Source organism: Apilactobacillus intestinapis (genome assembly GCF_049166695.1).
Taxonomy (GTDB): Bacteria; Bacillota; Bacilli; order Lactobacillales; family Lactobacillaceae; genus Apilactobacillus; species Apilactobacillus kunkeei_C.
Genome location: NZ_JBMHFD010000006.1, coordinates 21,601 through 37,648 on the forward strand (window position 1 = coordinate 21,601; position 16,048 = coordinate 37,648).

The 16,048-nt window shown below is 38.2% G+C and carries 16 protein-coding genes; 9 read left to right on the forward strand and 7 right to left on the reverse strand.

All coding sequences use genetic code 11. From position 1 onward, the window contains the following. Positions 1-17: 17 nt before the first annotated feature. The 5 genes from recF to dnaA form a co-directional block, all read right to left on the reverse strand. Positions 18-1,133: a DNA replication/repair protein RecF gene (recF, locus tag ACOMA7_RS04935; RefSeq protein ID WP_034533759.1), complete on the reverse strand. Its 1,116-nt coding sequence runs from the start codon at positions 1,131-1,133 to the stop codon at positions 18-20. 9 nt (positions 1,134-1,142) lie between these two features. Then, positions 1,143-1,361, reverse strand: coding sequence for a S4 domain-containing protein YaaA (gene yaaA / locus ACOMA7_RS04940; protein WP_171819640.1), 219 nt, complete (start codon positions 1,359-1,361; stop codon positions 1,143-1,145). 202 nt (positions 1,362-1,563) lie between these two features. Further along, entirely contained in the window at positions 1,564-2,658 is a 1,095-nt protein-coding gene (locus tag ACOMA7_RS04945; RefSeq protein ID WP_421392347.1) for a M24 family metallopeptidase, read from the reverse strand. A 131-nt stretch (positions 2,659-2,789) separates the two neighbouring features. Beyond that, positions 2,790-3,926 (reverse strand): DNA polymerase III subunit beta, encoded by a 1,137-nt coding sequence (gene dnaN / locus ACOMA7_RS04950; RefSeq protein WP_034530629.1) that lies wholly within the window; start codon positions 3,924-3,926, stop codon positions 2,790-2,792. A 166-nt stretch (positions 3,927-4,092) separates the two neighbouring features. Then, positions 4,093-5,436: a chromosomal replication initiator protein DnaA gene (gene dnaA / locus ACOMA7_RS04955; RefSeq protein WP_421392350.1), complete on the reverse strand. Its 1,344-nt coding sequence runs from the start codon at positions 5,434-5,436 to the stop codon at positions 4,093-4,095. Positions 5,437-5,923: 487 nt separating this feature from the next. Between dnaA and rpmH the strand changes: the two genes are divergently transcribed. From rpmH to mnmG, 6 genes are all read left to right on the forward strand, one after another. Beyond that, positions 5,924-6,058 (forward strand): 50S ribosomal protein L34, encoded by a 135-nt coding sequence (gene rpmH, locus ACOMA7_RS04960; protein ID WP_034530627.1) that lies wholly within the window; start codon positions 5,924-5,926, stop codon positions 6,056-6,058. A gap of 60 nt (positions 6,059-6,118) precedes the next feature. After that, positions 6,119-6,481 carry a ribonuclease P protein component gene (gene rnpA / locus ACOMA7_RS04965; protein WP_034530615.1) on the forward strand — a complete coding sequence of 121 codons (363 nt, stop codon included), beginning with the start codon at positions 6,119-6,121 and terminating at the stop codon, positions 6,479-6,481. Further along, the gene (yidC, locus tag ACOMA7_RS04970) at positions 6,481-7,314 is read left to right on the forward strand and encodes a membrane protein insertase YidC (protein WP_034530614.1); all 834 of its coding nucleotides are present in this window, start codon (positions 6,481-6,483) and stop codon (positions 7,312-7,314) included. Before rnpA ends, yidC begins: the two co-directional genes overlap by 1 nt. A gap of 104 nt (positions 7,315-7,418) precedes the next feature. Then, positions 7,419-8,147, forward strand: coding sequence for an RNA-binding cell elongation regulator Jag/EloR (jag, locus tag ACOMA7_RS04975; protein ID WP_301945769.1), 729 nt, complete (start codon positions 7,419-7,421; stop codon positions 8,145-8,147). A gap of 178 nt (positions 8,148-8,325) precedes the next feature. Then, a complete protein-coding gene (gene mnmE / locus ACOMA7_RS04980; protein ID WP_041152678.1) occupies positions 8,326-9,717 on the forward strand; it encodes a tRNA uridine-5-carboxymethylaminomethyl(34) synthesis GTPase MnmE in 1,392 nt (463 codons plus the stop codon). Between the two features lie 41 nt (positions 9,718-9,758). After that, on the forward strand, positions 9,759-11,687 hold the full coding sequence (mnmG, locus tag ACOMA7_RS04985; protein ID WP_301945770.1) for a tRNA uridine-5-carboxymethylaminomethyl(34) synthesis enzyme MnmG: 1,929 nt from the start codon (positions 9,759-9,761) through the stop codon (positions 11,685-11,687). A 45-nt stretch (positions 11,688-11,732) separates the two neighbouring features. On the opposite strand, the gene ACOMA7_RS04990 is transcribed toward mnmG, so the two are convergent. Beyond that, positions 11,733-12,146, reverse strand: coding sequence for a hypothetical protein (locus ACOMA7_RS04990; protein WP_414827177.1), 414 nt, complete (start codon positions 12,144-12,146; stop codon positions 11,733-11,735). Between the two features lie 263 nt (positions 12,147-12,409). On the opposite strand from ACOMA7_RS04990, the gene lepB (ACOMA7_RS04995) reads away from it, so the two are divergent. Both lepB (ACOMA7_RS04995) and lepB (ACOMA7_RS05000) read left to right on the forward strand, forming a co-directional pair. Next, positions 12,410-13,048, forward strand: a complete 639-nt coding sequence (gene lepB / locus ACOMA7_RS04995) for a signal peptidase I (RefSeq protein WP_301945772.1) — start codon at positions 12,410-12,412, stop codon at positions 13,046-13,048. Between the two features lie 15 nt (positions 13,049-13,063). Beyond that, entirely contained in the window at positions 13,064-13,699 is a 636-nt protein-coding gene (gene lepB / locus ACOMA7_RS05000; protein ID WP_301945773.1) for a signal peptidase I, read from the forward strand. 25 nt (positions 13,700-13,724) lie between these two features. On the opposite strand, the gene ACOMA7_RS05005 is transcribed toward lepB (ACOMA7_RS05000), so the two are convergent. After that, positions 13,725-14,471, reverse strand: coding sequence for a hypothetical protein (locus ACOMA7_RS05005; protein WP_421392357.1), 747 nt, complete (start codon positions 14,469-14,471; stop codon positions 13,725-13,727). 228 nt (positions 14,472-14,699) lie between these two features. On the opposite strand from ACOMA7_RS05005, the gene ACOMA7_RS05010 reads away from it, so the two are divergent. After that, complete coding sequence (locus tag ACOMA7_RS05010) at positions 14,700-16,037, forward strand: aspartate aminotransferase family protein (RefSeq protein ID WP_301945775.1); 1,338 nt, start codon at positions 14,700-14,702, stop codon at positions 16,035-16,037. The last annotated feature ends 11 nt before the right edge of the window (positions 16,038-16,048 follow it).

A 16,048-nucleotide genomic window follows, 5' to 3' on the forward strand; every position in this document is an offset into this window, starting at 1 on the left:
TCCTCCCCTAATTCAGACTATTCTTCTACGACTTGCCCACTTGAAATATTGAACACCTTTGGATCAGATATTAAATCGCGAGCAATTCCGCTTAGACTCGTAGTCGTCAAAAACGTTTGCACTTTATCTTGAATTGACTTTAATAAATGAGTCTGACGATTATCGTCTAACTCGGATAAAACATCATCCAACAATAGGATTGGATATTCGTTCGTTTCTTCCTTCATCAAATCAATTTCGGCTAACTTAACCGAAAGTGCGGATGTTCTTTGTTGGCCCTGTGAGCCGAACGTCGAAACATCTTTTCCGTTGATAATAAACTGTAAATCATCACGATGCGGACCATATAACGTATTACCCTGTCTAATTTCTTTGTCCTTGTTTTCGTCAAACAATTCCTTTAGACCGGTGTAAATGTCATTTTCATTGGTCTGCTGTTTTTTCTTTAATGCGCAAACATATTTAAACTTCAATTCTTCTTTGCCTTGAGAAATTTCGGCATGGATATTTGCTGCCCATCCCTGCAACTTCTTCAATAATTCCAAACGTTGAAAAATTAACTTGGCACCATAAGCAGCTAATTGATCTGATAAGACATCTAGATAAAGCTTATCCGAAGCCTCTTTTAGCTGAAGCTGCTTTAGGTAATTATTTCGTTGTTTTAGAATCTTTCTGTATTGAGAATTATTGTATAAATACTGACTGCTCATTTGACCAAATTCCATGTCCATGAAGCGACGGCGAACCGTTGGCGCTCCCTTAACGATGGATAAGTCCTCCGGAGCAAACAAAATCACGTTTAGTTCACCCACATAGGAGGATAGTTTAGCCTGTTCGAGTTGATTTACTTTTGCACGTTTGCCTTTCTTTCCCAAATCGATTTCCAATTTGGTGGTGCCTAGTTCTTTTTCAACCTCGCCATAGACCTGCGCATTTTCATTTTCCCAATTAATCAAGTCGCGATTGTTATTGGTACGATGACTACGCGTTAATGCCAAAACATAGATTGCTTCTAGCATGTTGGTCTTTCCTTGGGCATTGTTACCCAACAAGACGTTAATTGAAGGTGAGAACTGCACCTCTACATCGCTATAATTACGAAAATTACGTAATTTGAGTTCTCTTAATTTCATAAATAAAGCCTACTTTTTGCGAATAAAAAACAAACCAACATCAATAACTTCAACGTTATCCCCGTCGTATAATTTCTTACCACGACGATCTTCAGGTTCGTCGTTTAGTTTCACTGCATGGTCCTTCAAATACCACTTAGCTTGACCACCGGAAGATACGATATCTTCTTCCTTCAACAACTGACCTAATGTTATATATTCGGTATCGATGAAAACATTCTTTTTCAAAACTTCACCCACCTTTTCCTATGTATTATTATACCCTTTTGGACGTCAAAAGTATAGTTTATAAGCTGATTTTCGCCTTTCTAAGCAATTATATAAAAGTGCTTACTAGTTTGTTAAATCCATGCCAAAATCGCTCATATCCTTAAAAAATCACTTTAAACGCAAAAAGAACCCCTTAGATAACTTTCTAAGGGGTCTTATTTTATAAATATTTAATTTCTTTAGGTGTATGAGTAAATGGTTCGCATCCATCTTCGGTTACGTAAACGCAATCTTCGATACGGACACCAGCGAATCCTGGGACATAAATTCCAGGTTCGATTGAGAAACACATTCCTGGTTTCAATACCATCTTGTTTCCTTCCATGATTGATGGGAATTCGTGTTCAGACATCCCCATTCCATGGCCTAGACGGTGAATGAAGTATTTGCCATATCCCGCCCTTTCGATAATGTCTCTTGCGACCTTATCGACTTCTTCAGCTGTTACACCTGGTTTAACGAAATCCATCGCAGCTAATTGAGCTTCTAGACAGACATCGTAAATTTCTTTTTGTTTGTCGCTAATTTCACCAACGGCAACAGTTCTGGTGGCATCTGAGATGTATCCATCATGCACTGTTCCTAGATCAAATAGCACCATTTCATTTTCTTTTACTAAATTATCGGAGGTTGCACCGTGTGGTTCAGCAGCATGCGCCCCTGCTTGAACTAAGGTATCAAAACTCATTTCCATGACACCCTTTTGTTTTAGTGCGTATTCCAATTCAGCAACGACTGATTTTTCTGACTTCCCTGCTTTTAATGCTGCGAAACCTTTTTCGAAAGCAAAGTCGGCTTCTTTACCCGCTTCCTTCAACTTTTCGATTTCGTCTGGAGTCTTAATCAAACGCATTGTGTTCAAGTAATCAGTGACGTCAGTTTCAAAAGTTACATCTTGCAACTCTCTGTGTAAACTTTCTAGACGTGCAACTGTTAAGCTTTCTTTTTCAATTCCTGCTGATTTTGGCGTTGCCACTCTTTGTTGGACATGAGCAGCAATCTTTTGCCATGGATTTTCATGATCTAAGTATCCATAAACATCATATGGAAAACCAGTATCTTTAATTGCTTCTACTTCCAATGCGGGTGCAAACATAAACGGATCCTTTTCAGGAAATACGATTAATGCTAATACCCTCTCTACCGGATCACTGTAAAACCCAGTTAAGTATTGAATTGTTTTCGGATCACTTAGGTATGTGAAATCTAATCCATTGTTGTAGGTCCAGTCCTGGATTGACTTTATCTTAGACATGCAAACCCCTCCTTTTAATATATCTTAGACTAAAATTACAAAATTTCAAACAATTATTAATTCGTAAATTAAAAAAACGCGACCCTTTATTAGACGGGGCTCGCGTTTTATTAGATGAATTATTAAAATCCCTAGAAAGTACGTACTGGGGTGATTAATTCGATGAAGTTTTCAGCATCTTCAGAAGGAACAAGGGTGAATGGACGTAGTGATGATGTGAATGACACATTGATCATTGAGTGTCCAAAGGCACGTAGGGCGTCCTTCATGTAATCAGGGTTAAAGGAAATTTCTAAGTCATTTCCGGCAACTTCCTTGCTTTCAACTTCTTCTTCAACGTTACCAACGTCTGGAGAGTTACCAGAGATGGTTACTTGTTTAACATTTGCCTTGATAGTTAGCTTAACAACGTTGTTTCTTGATTCGTGAGATAGAAGAGAAGCTCTTTCAATCGCACCAAGTAGTTCGTAGGCATCGAATTGAACGTTAGTTTCTGAATCTTTTGGAATCAATCTAGAAGTATCAGGGTATGTTCCTTCAAGAAGTCTTGAGTAGAAGTAAGTGTTACCAATAGTGAATAGAACTTGGTTTTCGGTGATCTTCATCTTAACGTTTTCAGTATCGTCTGAAATCATCTTTGATAGTTCTGAAAGACTGCTACCAGGAATGATAACGTCGTATTCGCCTTGGTTATCTGGTAGGGCAACTTTACGTTGACTTAGACGGTGTGAATCAGTTGCGACAGCAAATAGAGTACCGTCTTTTAGCACAAAGTGAACACCAGTTAGGATAGGGCGACTTTCTTGGTTTGATACGGCGATAACAGTTTGGTTAATGATTTCCTTAAACACGTCACCTGATAATGAAATTTCGTTATCGTTTTCGATTTCAGGTAAGTGAGGGTAATCAGCAGCATCTAAACCATTGATAGTGAATGATGAAGTTCCTGAAGTGATTTCAGTTTGGAAACCATTTGCAACGGAAAGTGTCATTTTATCGCTAGGTAATTTCTTAACGATTCCACTGAAGAATCTAGCAGGTAAAACGATTGAACCTTCTTCTTCGATGATTAGTTCGTTATCTGCATCGTTTCTGTCAATAACAGTTTCGATAGAAACATCAGCATTGCTACCAGTTAAGATCAAACCTTCGTTTGATGCACTTAACTTTAGACCAGTCAAAATAGGAATAGTGGTTTTTGATGAAATTGCTCTTGAAACCATGTTTATTCCTTGAATGAATGCTGATCGTTTGATTGAAAATTTCATTTTGAAAGTCTCCTCGAATGTAGTATTTAATATTAATTAATATATATAGTTAAAACAGTAGTAGTAGGGCTTGTGTATACTGTGGAAAACTCGATTTACTCTTACGGACACAAAGTTTTGCACATGTGGATAACCTGTGGATAACTTACCACGTTTTTCCACACCCTTATCTCTCTAATGTTTCCTTTAGTTCTTGGATTTGTTCTTTGATTGTTGAATCAGATTGAACTGCATCGGCTATTTTATCGTAAGCATGGATAACAGTTGTATGATCCTTACCGCCAAAGGCGTTACCAATCTTTGGAAGAGAACTATTAGTTAAGGTACGGCTTAAATACATCGCTATCTGACGAGGGATGACGATTGTTTTAACGCGTTTTTTCCCTTTTAAATCGTCTATAGAAACGTTGTAGTAATTTGAAACTGATTTAATGATGTTTTCAACCGTAATTTCAGGTTTGGAATCACCATTGTTAAGGCCACGTAGGGCTTCTGAAACTAAGTCAGTTGTAATTGGAACCTTTTTGAAGTTAGCAAATGCATGTACACGAGATAGTGCACCTTCTAGTTCACGAACGTTTGAATCAAATTGACCAGCTATGTAATTAAGCGTATCTGGGGGAACTTGAATCCCGTCTGCTTCTGCTTTCGCACGCAAGATAGCAATTCTTGTTTCTAGGTCTGGAGGGGTAATATCTACCGGAAGTCCCCAGGCGAATCGAGAAATCAAACGATCTTGCAACTTGGCAATTTCCTTTGGTAAACGATCAGAAGTTAAAACAATTTGTTTTTTATTTTCATACAAATCATTGAAAGTATGGAAGAATTCTTCTTGAGTTCCGTCCTTATCAGCGAAGAACTGAACATCATCAACTAGCAGTGCATCAACGTTTCTGTATTCTTGTCTGAATGCTTCGGTTTCATTATTTTGAATCGCATTAATGAAATCGTTGGTGAATGACTCACTAGTTACATACATAATGTTTGCAGTTGGATTGTCTTCTAGAATTTTGTTACCAATTGCGTGCATCAAGTGGGTTTTACCTAATCCGACACCTCCGTATAAAAGAAGTGGGTTATACATTTTTCCTGGATCTTCGGAAACAACTAGCGCCGCCGCATGCGCCATTTGGTTACCTTTACCGATAACGAAGGATTCAAATGTATAGTTAGGATTTAGATGACTGTTTTGTAAGAATTCATTATCGTTTGCGCTGCTTGAATTCTCTTTAACAGAATCATCTTTCTTAGCTGAACTACCAAGTTCTCCTTCAACAACGAATTTTGGAACGATATCTCTCTTAGTTATTTGGTATGAATACTCTACTAAAGAGTCTTCTAACTTATCTTCCCAATAATCACGATGGAGAGGAGATGGAAGTTCAAGCGTTAGCTCATTTCCGACTAAGCTAATGGGATTAACCGTAGCAATCCATGTTGAATAGGTTGTAGTGGAGTAATTTTTTTCAAAAGCTTCACTGATTGCTTCCCATAATGAGTCTTTATCCATGAATCATTTCCTCCCGTTAAAAATCTTTAGTAATTTTACCATTTTAAAAAAAAGTTTTCCACAAGCACATCTGCTTGTGTATAATTGTTTCACACCCTGTTAATTTCATTTTCCACACCCTGTTGATAAGTCGATTAAAAACCTCTAATTTTTGAGTTTTCCACAGAAAAATGTTAATAATCCACAGGTAAGTATAACCGATATATCAACAAAAACAAAAAGTTATGCACAACTTGTGTATAATTCTAATAACAGGCTGTTTACTTGTGGAAAACTTGTGGAAAAGCCTGTTAATTGCAAAATTTTAATCAACAAGAAAAATCTAAAAATGTGTATGAAACAAATTAAAATGTGGATAAAAAATGGATCCCTTTAGGGAAAGAATTTGATTTTTATGTTTCATCATTAATTTTTTTATGGTATTATGTTTAGGAAATGTATTTGACATAGAAAAGAAACATACAAAATATATAAGGGAGGGTTAGTAATGAAGAGAACTTACCAACCAAAGAAACGTAAGCACGCACGTACTCACGGTTTCCGTAGTCGTATGAGCACTAGCAACGGTCGTAAAGTTTTAGCTCGCCGTCGTAAAAAAGGTAGAAAGTCATTGACTGTATAGACCACTGACCATTCAGTGGTCTTTTTCATTATATTGAACAAAATTTAATGGAGATGGATTATGCGTAAGTCATATCGCGTCAAAAAAGAAGCAGAATTCCAAAATGTTTTTGAAAAACATAATTCAGTTGCTAATCGGACTTTTGTCATTTATCAAATGGAAAAGCCTGATCAACCCCATTTTAGAGTTGGTATCTCAGTTGGTAAGAAAATTGGGAATGCCGTTCACAGAAACTGGGTAAAAAGACGAGTTAGACAAAGTTTGACTGAATTAAAGCCATATCTAAGACAAGACGTCGATTTCTTGGTTATTGCTCGTCCAAGAGCAGACCAACTATCAATGGAAGAAGTTAAAAAGAATATGGTGCATGTTTTAAAATTAGCAAACTTGCTTGATTCTGATTATGTTGAGGGAGAAGACTAATGAAAAAATTTAAAAAGTATCTTTCACTTACTTCAATTTTAGGATTGGTATTTTTCTTGACTGCATGTAGTAATAAACCAATTACTTCACACAGTACCGGTCTATGGGATGGAGTTATCGTACTTAATTTCTCAAGAGCCATCATTTGGTTAGCCAAATTCTTCGGTTCTAACTATGGAATGGGTATCGTTGCTTTCACCATCATCGTTCGTATCATTATCTTGCCTTTGATGATTTATCAAACCAAGAGTATGAAGAAGACCCAAGAACTACAACCTAAGTTAAAGGAACTTCAAAAGAAGTATTCATCAAAGGATACTGAAACTGTTAAGTTACTTCGTGAAGAACAACAAAAGCTATACGCTGAAGCAGGTGTTAACCCTGTTGCTGGTTGTTTGCCACTATTAGTTCAATTACCAATCTTGTGGGCCTTATACCAAGCTATCTGGCGTACAGATATTTTGAAGTCAGGTCATTTCCTATGGTTACAATTAGGACACAAAGACCCATACTTTATTATGCCGGTTCTAGCCGCCGTATTTACTTTCATTAGTTCATGGCTAGCAATGAAGTCACAACCTGAGCAAAATGGGATGACAAAGGGAATGATGTTCGGGATGCCCGTTATCATTTTCTTCATGGCATTAAATATTCCAGCTGCGATTTCAATTTATTGGGTAGTAACAAATGCCTTCCAAGCTGTACAAACATTGTTTATTCAAAACCCTTGGAAGATTCAAAGAGAACGAGAAGAAAAGCTACGTGCTGAAAAGCAACACAAGCGTAATGTTGAAAAAGCAATTCGCAAAGCTAAAAAATCTCGTCGTAAATAATAAAAAGCGTCTGATTTTATAATCAGACGCTTTTTTTGTGTATCATTGGACCGCTAGTTTGTGATATTATTAATAACATAGTTTATTTTAAAAGGAGTCCCAACATGTCAACATTTACTGCTAAAACAGTCAGTGAAGCGATCGAGGAAGGACTAAAGTCACTAAACGTTGATAAGAGCAATGCTGATATCAACATTGTTCAAACAAACCGTAAAGGCTTTTTTGGAATCGGAAAACGTGATGCAATCGTCGAAATCGACGTTAAAAACCATAAAAATGCATCAAACTCTCAAGAAATCGCAGCAACACCAACAAAAAATATTAAGATTAACAATCAACCAGAAGAAACAACCGAAACAAAGAAACGTCATCATTCAAATGAACAAGCCATGGAAGATCTAGTGGCTTATTTGAAGCCAATCATCGAAGAATTGGGCGTTTCAGCCGAATTACAACCTAAGATTATTAACAGAAAGTTCGCTCGCATTAACTTCAAGACCGAACAAGAAGGTTTATTAATCGGTAAGCATGGTCTAACCATCAATGCTTTACAAAACTTGGCACAAATCTACTTGAACCACATCGGATACAGCCGTTTATCAATTCAACTAGATACAGCCGATTACCGTCACCGCCGTACTGAAATTTTGAAGAAATTAGCTGAAAAAACAGCCAGAGAAGCGGTCGCTACAGGACAACCGGTATACCTAGATCCAATGCCTTCTTTCGAAAGAAAGGTTATTCATAACCAACTAGAAGACAATCTATACGTCAACACATTCTCATCAGGTCGCGAACCTTACCGTGCTGTCGTTGTAGAACCACAAGGATAGTCATATAAATTGACAAAACCGGATAAAGTTTTTATTATATAAGGTATCATTCTTATCAGAGATAGATGAAGTAGTCAAAGTGCTTTATCCATGCTGAGTTTTTTTGGCGTGGAGTGGGCACTTTTTTTGTGCGCTAGGCCACAAAACGGATTTTGATAATTAAGAAAGGAAGAGGAACATGGCAACGACTACAGATTTTGATACAATCGCAGCGATTTCAACACCACCTGGTGAAGGGGGGATCTCCATCGTTAGAATCAGTGGGGATGACGCTTTAAAGGTGATTAGTAAAATTTATCGAGGTAAGGACTTAAACAAGGTTGCCTCACACACCATTAATTACGGACACGTCTTTGATCCAGACACTAACGAAGACGTTGACGAAGTAATGGTATCAGTAATGAGAGCACCAAAGACTTATACATGTGAAGACGTGATTGAGGTTAACTGTCACGGTGGTATCTTAGCTACTAATACCATTCTTCAATTGATTTTAAGTTATGGTGCCCGTCTTGCTGAACCGGGTGAATTTACTAAACGTGCATTCTTGAATGGACGAATTGACCTTTCACAATCAGAAGCGGTCATGGATGTTATTGACGCCAAAACTACCCGCTCTATGAAGGCTGCCGAAAGCCAACTTGAAGGAAACCTTTCAAGACTAATTAGAACGCTTAGACAACAAATTTTGGACGTTTTAGCAAATGTCGAAGTTAACATCGATTACCCTGAATATGACGATGCCGAAGTAATGACTTCTAAGTTATTGAAGGAAAATGCGGTTGATTTAAAAGCTAAGGTTGAAAAACTACTAGAAACTGCCAAGCAAGGACAAGTTCTAAGGGATGGACTTGCTACTTCTATCGTTGGTCGTCCAAATGTTGGTAAATCAAGTATCTTAAACCACTTGTTACACCAAGATAAGGCCATCGTTACAGATGTTCCAGGAACCACACGTGACGTGTTGGAAGAATACGTTAACGTTAAGGGTGTTCCTTTGAAATTAGTCGATACTGCCGGAATCCGTGAAACCGAAGATAAGGTTGAAAAAATCGGTGTGGAACGTTCAAGAAAGGCCATCGCTAGTTCTGATTTAGTGCTATTGGTATTGAACTACTCTGAAAAACTTTCTGACGAAGATCGTCAATTAATCGAATTAACCAACGATTCCAAGCGAATCGTGATCTTGAACAAGACTGACTTGCCTCAACAAATCGATGTTGATGAAGTTAAGAGTCTAGTCGGTGCAGAAAACGTGATTACTACTTCTGCCATTCAAGACAACGGAACTGAACCACTTGAGGAAATGATTGCTAAGCTATTCTTTACCCAAGGAATTCAAAGCTCACAAAACGACGTTATGGTTACAAACGCCAGACACGTTAGTTTGTTACACAATGCCAAAGAATCATTAAACAGCGTAATTAACGGATTGGATGAAGGTCTACCGGTTGATTTAGTTCAAATGGACATGCACGCATGTTGGGAATCACTTGGTGAAATTACAGGTGATAGCTACAACGGTGAGCTATTAGATCAATTATTCAGCCAATTCTGTCTAGGAAAATAGTCAATTGTTTCATGTGAAACATTTTTAATGGAGGAAAACAAATGAGCCAAATCGTAAGCGAAGAAAATATCCAATACGATGCCGGCGAATACGACGTTATCGTCGTTGGTGCCGGACATGCTGGTAGTGAAGCTGCGCTTGCTTCAGCCAGAATGGGAAACAAAACAATGCTAATCACAATTAACTTGGACATGGTTGCATTTATGCCATGTAACCCATCACTTGGTGGACCAGCCAAGGGAACTGTGGTTAGAGAAATCGATGCACTAGGTGGGGAAATGGGTAGAAATATCGATAAGACCTACGTGCAAATGAGAATGCTAAACACTGGTAAGGGTCCAGCCGTTCGTGCATTACGTGCACAAGCTGACAAGCACGCTTACCACCGTGCAATGAAGGAAACTATCGAAAAACAACCTAACTTGGATCTAAAACAAGGAATTGTTGATTCATTAATCGTTGAAGACGGTGTCTGCAAGGGTATTGTGACTTTCACAGGTGCTAAGTACTACTCAAAAACAACTGTTATTTGTGCCGGAACCGCAGCTCGTGGAAGAATTATCATTGGTGAACTAAGATACTCTTCAGGTCCAAACAATTCTCAACCTGCATTGAAGTTGTCAGAAAACCTAGAAGAATTAGGTTTTGAATTGAAACGTTTCAAGACCGGTACACCTCCACGTGTTAACGGTCGTACAATTGACTTCTCTAAGACAGAAGAACAACCAGGGGATGAAGAAGTTAACCACTTCAGTTTTGAAACTCCTGATGACAAGTACATTCCAGTTAAGGATCAACTATCATGTTGGTTAACTTACACCAACGAACACACTCACCAAATCATTCGTGACAACCTAGATCGTGCACCTATGTTTACCGGTGTGATTGAAGGGGTTGGACCTCGTTACTGTCCATCAATCGAAGATAAGATTGTTCGTTTTGCCGACAAGAACAGACACCAAGTTTTCTTGGAACCTGAAGGTCGTGAAACAAACGAATACTACTGTGATAGTCTTTCAACTTCTCTTCCAGAAGAAGTACAACAAAAGATGTTACACAGTGTTGCTGGACTAGAACATGCTGAAATGATGAGACCAGGTTACGCCATCGAATACGATGTCGTAGCACCTTACCAATTAAAACCAACATTTGAAACTAAGATTGTTAAGAACCTATACACTGCCGGTCAAACCAACGGTACTTCAGGATACGAAGAAGCTGCTGGACAAGGACTATACGCCGGAATCAATGCTGCTTTACGTGCTCAAGGTAAGGACCCAATGGTTCTAAAACGTAACGAAGCATACATCGGTGTGTTAGTTGATGACTTGGTAACTAAGGGAACTAACGAACCTTACCGTTTACTAACTAGTCGTGCCGAATACCGTTTACTTCTAAGAAACGACAATGCTGACTTCCGCCTAACTGAAAAGGGTCATGAATTAGGTCTAATCTCAGACGAAAGATACAACAAGTTCTTAGAAAAGAAAGAAGCCGTTATCAAGGAATTAGACCGTTTAGATCACACTCGTATCAAACCAAGTGATGAAGTAAATGAATTCGTTGAAGATCACGGTGACAAGCCACTTAAGGATGGTATCTTGGCCTCTGTATTCCTACGTCGTCCATACGTAACTTACAACACATTGTTGAAGTTCATCGAACCAGCTGAAAAGCCATTAGGTCGTCGTGTGGTAGAACAAGTTGAAATCAGAACTAAGTACGCTGGATACATCAAGAAGGCCGAGGAAAACGTTGCTCGTATGAAGAAGATGGAAGCTAAGAAGATTCCCGATGACATCGATTACGATGCAATCGACAGTTTAGCTACCGAAGCTCGTCAAAAACTAGAAAAGATTAGACCACGTACTGTGGCTCAAGCTTCTAGAATTTCAGGAGTTAACCCTTCAGATGTTGCCATCTTAGGTGTTTACATTCAACAAGGAAAAATCGCTAAAATCAAAAAGTAGATAAAAGAAAAATCCGTCTAAACGTTGTTTAGACGGATTTTTTTGTTAACGAATGCAGCTATTTAAAATCGTGTATAAAAATGATGAAACGATTCCTGGAACCAAGACATTCTTAAGTAATGTGAATTGATATTTGAAGTATTCTGATGATTTTTCGCGCTTAATTTTTACTGATCGATGTTTTAAAATCGAGTGATTTGCTGATACGGTGAAACAAACGATTGAGTTGGTTAGTAGAATCCACATAGCAGCCCAAAAAATTGCGTATGCGTAGTTTCCATCAATTATGTATATAATTACTGCGGACATGTTTAAAGCATCGATATAGACGGTATAAATTGATAAAAATGCTAAGAAGATTCTGGTACGTAGCATTGAAATGATTGAGTAAAGAATCGCAACTTCGATAAAAATTAGCATTTGTGGGATTGCGGTTACAAAGTTTGCTTTTAAAATCACATGCAGTGACATTGCTTCCTTATCAATGTTGAATATTCCCCATAGGACTGATAGTAAAAACCATACGAAGAAGGCCCCGAGGATGTTCTTATGTATGTTGAGTTTTCTGATTTTATTAATGCTGGGTCATTCCTTTTATCATGTAATTAAAATATTAACAATTAAATTATACTTATAAGTGCGAATTATCACAAGGAAATTATTTAAAACAATTTGTGAAATAATGATACAATGGGATTATCAAAATTAGGAGCAACGAAAAAATGGAAAAATCTACCAAAAATACTAAAAACAAATTTTTAAAAGAATGCCTTAGCTGGCTAATCTACCTAGTTGTGTTGGGTGGGGTTTACCTAACAGTTGTCCATTTCATCACAATGGCAACTGTCGATGGTCATTCAATGGATCCTAACTTATACAACGGAGAAAAGATGTTGGTATTAAAGCAAGCCGACATTAAACGTAACAGTGTTATCATTTTTGATGCCCACGGCGAAGATCCTACCGCTACCGCCAAGGACTACTATGTAAAACGTGTTATCGGTCTACCAGGTGATACCGTTTCATACAAAGATGGTAAGTTATACGTTAACAACAAGGTTGCTGATCAAAGTTTCATCAGTAAAAAGGAACTAAGTGTTGGTACTAGATACTTTGATACCAACAATCAAATCAAAAACTGGAGTATCTCCAGCTTATCTAGCTCTAAATGGGTATACAACCAAAATGTGAAGGTTGTACCAAAGGGTGAATACTTCGTATTGGGTGATAACAGAAGCATCTCAAACGACAGTCGTTACTGGGGATTCGTAAAGAAATCTAAGGTATTGGGAGTAGCCAAATTATTCCCATGGTCAGGTACTGCTAAGCACCGTCATAACGTTAATGATCTAGCTAAGTAGAGGGGAATTTAATCCATGAAATTAACTGCTAAACAAAAAAGTTTATTATCATGGGTTATCTACCTGTTATTCTTGGTACTGGCCTGGTTTGCTATCAAGAGTTTTGCGACTGTAGTTAAGGTTGATGGTCATTCGATGGACCCCAACTTACATACGGGACAACGAGTCTTGGTGATGAAACAAGCAGCGATTAAACGTAATAGCGTGATTGTGTTTGACGCGTTCGGCGAGGATCCTACCAAACTCGCCACTACATACTACGTAAAGCGTGTAGTTGGGATGCCTGGCGATAAAATCGTCTATAAAAACGGCAAACTATACATCAATAACAAGCTCTACAAGCAAAACTATATTAGTAAGCAACAGGTGAGCGTGGGAACACGCTACAAATTTCAAACTGATGTCATTAAGAACTGGGATATTACCAAGTTATCCAGAGAAAAATGGGTAGATGACCAAGATGAAAAGATTGTCCCTAAAGGGATGTACTTTGTTTTAGGTGATAACCGATCAATCTCAAATGACAGCCGTTATTGGGGATTTGTTGAACAAAGAAAAGTATTAGGAGTTGTGTACTCATTCCCATGGTCAGGAAATGCCACACAGCGTTACAACATTAATGATTTACAAAATAAAAAAGCGTTGAATTAAATTCAACGCTTTTTTTGTTGGTTATTTATTTGTTGTTTGATGCGGTACTAGTTGTAGTAAAGGTAGTAGTTGCACCGTCATTTACTGAAGAAGTGGTAGTAGCAGCTACGCTGTTGTTACTTAGAGCAGCACCTGAACCGTCTGTGGTATTGTTTTGAGTTGCCTTTTGGTCGTTAACACGTGATTGATCGAAATCATCGTGGCGATCCATGAATGGACGGTTTTCGTCTTTAGGATTAACCATTTGTTGTTTAGATTGATCTACTACTTGAGCTGATTGTTGCTTAGTTGCAGCAACGTTTTGCTTTGGTTGAGCAACTGTTGAATCATCAAGCATACGGTTGTTTAGGCTTAAACCTGAAGCACTGGTATCGGTGATGACCATCTTCTTAACTTCTTTGGTAGCTTTTTTCTTCTTAGTATTAGTAGTGGTATTCTTAGGTTTAACAACGACCTTCTTAGCTTTTTTAATCTTTTTAACGGGCTTTACAAGCTTTAATTGGTATTCAGGAACATAACCACCTAATTTTGGTAAGAATAGGAAGTTTGATCCGTTGAAACGAACGCGGTTACCCACGTGCATGTGACCAATTCGTTTAAAGTAACGGTATCTCATCATTGTGTGACGACCGTGATTTAACTTTCCATATTTGTAGACGTTAACGAATTCGCTTCGGTTAGTGTATGTTTGTTTAGCGGATGCATGGACGGTAGTACCGATTAAAAATACGGCACCTACAGCTGCAAATGCAGCGGCGACTTTCTTTTTCATATCGTTTCCTCCTGGGAATGTAAAAATATTCTCATATATATATAATAATTTACCAGTAAATACAGAAATATCAAGCTAAATCGATTGATTTAATTTAAATGTAACGTTCAAATCAGTTATCCACATGTTGACAACTCTAATCAGTCAGATATAATTAATGACAATTAAATTAGAAAACGATTAGAAATTAATCGTTTTCTAATAAATATATGGAATGAGGTGTTCAATATGAAAAATCAAGAAATTTTGCATGACGAAGACGAAAGTTTCGCATCAGCTTCACGTATCAAATACTTTGATATGGTAATTGAATCGGGTGAAGGTGCGATTTTAAAGGACGTCGAAGGAAACGAATACATTGATTTATTAGCGAGCGCATCCTCAACGAATACTGGTCATAGTCATCCGCATGTGGTTGATGCAATCACCAAACAGGCTCAAAAGCTAATCCAATATACTCCGGCGTACTTCGCGAACTTACCGGCAGCTCAACTGGCCAAACGATTGACCGAACTAGCACCAATCGATGGTCCGGCTGAATTATCATGGGGGAACTCTGGATCAGACGCCAATGACGCGCTAATCAAGTTTGCCCGTGGCTATACCGGTCGCCAAGACGTTGTTAGTTTTACTGGAGCATATCACGGTTCTACATACGGTTCAATGAGTGCTTCTGGCGTTAGTTTGAACATGAATCGTAAGATGGGACCATTAATGAGTGGATTCTATAAAGTACCATTCCCAAGTCCATGGTACCGCGAACCATATGAAACAGAAGACGAATTCGTAGACCGTATGTTTGAAGAATTTAAGCTACCATTTGATACATATTTACCTGCTGACGAAGTTGCGGTCATCTTGATTGAACCAATTCAAGGTGATGGCGGAATCGTTAAAGCACCAGAAAAGTACCTAAAGAAAGTATACGAATTTGCCCACGAACACGGCATCCTATTTGCGATTGATGAAGTTAATCAAGGGATGGGACGTACCGGTAAATGGTGGTCAATTCAACAATTTGACGGAATTTATCCAGATCTTATGACTGTTGGGAAATCTCTTGCTTCCGGTTTGCCACTAAGTGCCGTAATCGGTAAAAAAGAAATTATCGAATCACTTCAAGCACCCGCAAATGTGTACACCACGGCCGGAAACCCTGTTACAACAGCGGCTGCCATGGCCACAATCGACGTCATTGAAGACGAACATCTACTAGAACGTAGTGAGAGTTTAGGTGTTAAATCTAAAGTATTCTTTGATAGAATGAAAGAGAAGTACGATTTTGTCGGTGACGTTAGAATGTACGGACTAGACGGTGGGATTGATATCGTCGACCCCAAGACTGGAAAAGCAGACGTTAAAGTAGCGACAAAACTAATCTATCGTATGTTTGAACTAGGGGTAATCATGATTACCGTTAGGGGAAATGTGCTTAGATTCCAACCACCTTTGGTAATTACCGAAGAACAACTTGAAAAGGCCTTTGATGTTATCAATCAAGCGATGGATGACGAAGCCAACGGTCGTATTCAATTCGATAAGACTATTGGTTGGAGTACTGATTAATAAGCTAATTA

Coding starts and splice junctions, on each gene's coding strand:
- recF (WP_034533759.1), bottom strand. CDS start 1,133: ATGAAATTAAGAGAACTCAAATTACGTAATTTTCGTAATTATAGCGAT.
- ACOMA7_RS04945 (WP_421392347.1), bottom strand. CDS start 2,658: ATGTCTAAGATAAAGTCAATCCAGGACTGGACCTACAACAATGGATTA.
- dnaN (WP_034530629.1), bottom strand. CDS start 3,926: ATGAAATTTTCAATCAAACGATCAGCATTCATTCAAGGAATAAACATG.
- dnaA (WP_421392350.1), bottom strand. CDS start 5,436: ATGGATAAAGACTCATTATGGGAAGCAATCAGTGAAGCTTTTGAAAAA.
- rpmH (WP_034530627.1), top strand. CDS start 5,924: ATGAAGAGAACTTACCAACCAAAGAAACGTAAGCACGCACGTACTCAC.
- rnpA (WP_034530615.1), top strand. CDS start 6,119: ATGCGTAAGTCATATCGCGTCAAAAAAGAAGCAGAATTCCAAAATGTT.
- yidC (WP_034530614.1), top strand. CDS start 6,481: ATGAAAAAATTTAAAAAGTATCTTTCACTTACTTCAATTTTAGGATTG.
- jag (WP_301945769.1), top strand. CDS start 7,419: ATGTCAACATTTACTGCTAAAACAGTCAGTGAAGCGATCGAGGAAGGA.
- mnmE (WP_041152678.1), top strand. CDS start 8,326: ATGGCAACGACTACAGATTTTGATACAATCGCAGCGATTTCAACACCA.
- mnmG (WP_301945770.1), top strand. CDS start 9,759: ATGAGCCAAATCGTAAGCGAAGAAAATATCCAATACGATGCCGGCGAA.
- lepB (WP_301945772.1), top strand. CDS start 12,410: ATGGAAAAATCTACCAAAAATACTAAAAACAAATTTTTAAAAGAATGC.
- lepB (WP_301945773.1), top strand. CDS start 13,064: ATGAAATTAACTGCTAAACAAAAAAGTTTATTATCATGGGTTATCTAC.
- ACOMA7_RS05005 (WP_421392357.1), bottom strand. CDS start 14,471: ATGAAAAAGAAAGTCGCCGCTGCATTTGCAGCTGTAGGTGCCGTATTT.
- ACOMA7_RS05010 (WP_301945775.1), top strand. CDS start 14,700: ATGAAAAATCAAGAAATTTTGCATGACGAAGACGAAAGTTTCGCATCA.